This window comes from Roseobacter sp. GAI101 (assembly GCF_000156335.1).
Taxonomy (GTDB): domain Bacteria; phylum Pseudomonadota; class Alphaproteobacteria; order Rhodobacterales; family Rhodobacteraceae; genus Sulfitobacter.
The window spans coordinates 1-2393 of sequence record NZ_DS999220.1; the positions used below are offsets into that span (position 1 = coordinate 1).

The 2393-nt window shown below is 53.7% G+C and carries 2 protein-coding genes; both read right to left on the reverse strand.

Annotated elements, in window-relative coordinates; genetic code table 11:
* Positions 1-918, reverse strand: a 918-nt coding sequence (locus tag RGAI101_RS21115; RefSeq protein ID WP_037230696.1) for a tetratricopeptide repeat protein, incomplete at its 3' end; no start/stop codon positions are given.
* Positions 919-933: 15 nt separating this feature from the next.
* Positions 934-2393: hypothetical protein (locus RGAI101_RS22235; RefSeq protein ID WP_198133770.1), on the reverse strand; the 1460-nt coding region annotated here is incomplete at its 5' end.

Sequence of the window (2393 nt, forward strand, 5' to 3'; positions counted from 1 at the left end):
GAAGCTTTTTCGCGCAACCGACATATCCAAATAAAACTGTAGATCTGGACGTGCAGCATACTGCAAACGGGGAGCAATTCCCCAGCTTTGCGAGTACCAGCTGCCTTGTTCGTTGTATCGCTGCACATCGTAGGTGATCGGAACGGATAGACCTAGCTGATCGCTGAGTTTGAAGCTTGGTCCCGTCGACGCATAGAAACTGGTTGTGTCGTAGGCACTAGCTTCAAAATAGTTGCTGAAGCTGAGGTTAGCGCTGCTGCGCCAAAGTATACCATTATCCAGCTGGACTTGATGGTTGATGCCCGTGCGAATAAAGAAGGCCGTGTCTTGGGTCTCTTGAGCGGCTGAAGACAGGGTGAAGGGCAGACCATATAGAAAAACCGTGTCTGTATCCGGTCCCGCGTTCACGTTGCTGTCTGAGGTAAAGCCTGCCGTGATATACGCACTCCAGTTTTTTTGTGGCCCACGTGGTCCTGCGTTTGGATTGGCTCGGGCCTGATCTACCTGCGCAATAAAGCCGTCGATATTCTGCCGAACCTGCTCAGGTGGGCTCATTGCGCGCACGGCTACAAGCTCCGTACGTGAATCATCGAGCTTACCTTGACGATACAGCACCTCAGCCAGCTCAAGACGGATACGTCCTGCATTTGGTTCACGCTGCAACGCAGACCGGAAATATCCCTCGGACTCAGCGAGCCTACCGGCTTGCTTTGCTGCAATACCCAGCAAGAAAAGCTCCTGCGTGGAAGCCGTGGTAGGGTCATGTGCGGCCTCTAGTAAACCAAGTGCCTGAGCTGGCTGCTCGGCGCTGAGAAGCGCTTGCGCTTGTTGAAGCTGCTCTGGCGTTGCTGCGTGGGTAGGAAGTCCAAGCAGAGTCAGAGCGGCGCACGCCGCGAAGGCGGGAAAAAGACGTTTCATGCTCAACTACCTTAATTACTGTTTCGCACGGAACACGCCGTTGTACGATCCATCATTGACGTTCATCCAGGCGGTGCCGCCCACTTCTTCAGCATCAGGACGTGTGAAAAATCCAGACACCCCAAAGGAACCAACGTTCTGTTCGAAGGTCCCGTTATTTGAGATGGGAACATCAACAAGATCAGCGACGGGAGAAACCGTTCCGCCTGCGTTCGTGCCAGCACCGCCGTGACCAAACTGCATTTGGCCTTGCATCGTGTCCGTAGAAAAATTCGCTGTAAGGTCTATTTGGCCAACAGCATCTTCACGGACGCCACCGGACACATAATCCCCAACAATGTCACCGCTGTATGATGCCGTGCCCGTCTTGTTTTCAATCACAGAAGATGGCGTGCGCATCTCGGCTTCAACGAAGTATCCACCCTCGGAATAGTTCTCAATGGTGTTATCGTTCGCAACCCAATTTCCCCAGCTTGTGTACTGGTAGGGATCAGCTGGGTCGCCAGAATTGAACTTGTTCACCAGGCGGATTTCACCCCCTCCCGCACCTTGGGAGACAGGAACATCCGTGAATGTTGGGTCAGTATCTTCGCCTGACAGATACTCAGCATCAAAAATAGCGCCCGACAACTTCTGCGTGGAGAACCGTCCAACTGGACCATCATTCTGGTTCGGGTCAACATTCTCACCCGCAGCCCAAACCCCAGCGGCAAAGCCTCCGGACAGACCAAAGGCAAATGATCCAGCGGCCTCTGATGCATCAGCGCCATAGAATGTGCCGGAAAAATTCCCACTTCCGGAAGCACCATTTTCGAGTGTCGCGCTGGAGCTGAATCCAAGAGAGCGAGTGAGTCCACCAGCTTGCGTGATCGCAGCTTCGTTCAGTGAGAACGACAGCGTTTCCGAGCGAACGGGGGTATCGATTTCGACCCGCCCTTCGCCAGTCAGTCTGTTGCTTCCAAAGTCGATACTGAGAGCCAGCTCTCCCATGACGCTGTCTTCGTAGACCGTGTTGGAGTCAAAGGTCCCTTGTGCGTAATAGCCCGACAAGCCGCCGTTGAACGTCGCTGTGCCAGTACGCAGAGCAAACTGCTCTGGCGTTGTTGCCACACCATAAATCCACTGAAGCCCATCGGTGCCCGTGCCGTAGTACAGGTGCTCAAAATCGTCCAGCTTTTCGCTACGGGCTTCATCCACGCCCCAAACATTATAGCGTATAGAGCTTCCATCTTCAGAGATGAGAGCCCCACTTTTCCGGATGTTGCCGCTTGTGACTGGCAAGGAAACGGTGCTGACGACTACATTAACAAAATCGCTAGTGGGTTCTTCTGGGTCAACTGGGTCTCGATCACCACCCTGTTCTCCATCGTCTCCACCGCCACCTTCATCTCCACCACCGTCAACGCCCGGTGTACCAGTGTCATCATCTGGGCTCGCAAATTCTGCTACAATAACAGCCTGTTCATTCTGAAGAT